Annotated in this window: 1 protein-coding gene; it reads left to right on the plus strand. The window is 66.1% G+C overall.

The window, feature by feature from the left end; all coding sequences use genetic code 11:
- A partial coding sequence (locus tag MHY20_RS11520) for a transposase (protein ID WP_239376904.1) occupies window positions 1-632 on the plus strand: 632 nt, incomplete at its 5' end.
- Between the last annotated feature and the right edge of the window lie 23 nt (window positions 633-655).

Genomic DNA, 655 nt, shown 5'->3' on the forward strand with positions numbered 1-655 from the left:
GGAAGGTGCTGCGGTTCGCCCGCGCGCATTCACGCCGCGACCCCGAGACGCTGGTCGAGCAGATCTTCACAGCCCTTAGCGAGCAGACCGTCATCGTGCCCGCCACCGCAGCGGTTGAGCTGGTGATCCCCCGAGTCGCTGGCCAGGTTAAAGAGCTGAAAGAACAGCGCGCGACCGTGGCCCACGAAGTGGAGGGCATGCTGGAGGACTTCCCTCTCGCCTCGGTCTTGATGAGCATGCCGGGGATCGGCATCAAGACCGCCGCCCAGATCCTCCTCGCGATCGGTGATGGCTCCGCGTTTGAGTCCGCCAGCCACCTCGCGGCCTATGCCGGGATCGCGCCGGTCACCCGCAGATCAGGCACCTCGATCCGCGGAGAGTTCCCCGCCCGGTCAGGGAACAAACGCCTGAAGAACGCCCTGTTCTACTCCGCCTGGGTCGCCTCCAACCACGACCCCATCTCCAAGGCCTACTACGATCGCAAACGCGCCGAAGGCAAACGGCACAACGCCGCCGTGATCTGCCTAGCCCGCCGCCGCTGCAACGTCATCTACGCCATGCTCCGCGACGGCACCTACTACCAGCCACCGACAACCGCCCCTACCCCCGAGCCGACCGCTCTCGCGGCTTGACTCGAAACATAGGGACACCCCCC

Origin of the sequence: Helcobacillus sp. ACRRO, assembly GCF_022347125.1 — a bacterium.
In the GTDB taxonomy this organism is placed as follows: Bacteria; Actinomycetota; Actinomycetes; order Actinomycetales; family Dermabacteraceae; genus Helcobacillus; species Helcobacillus massiliensis.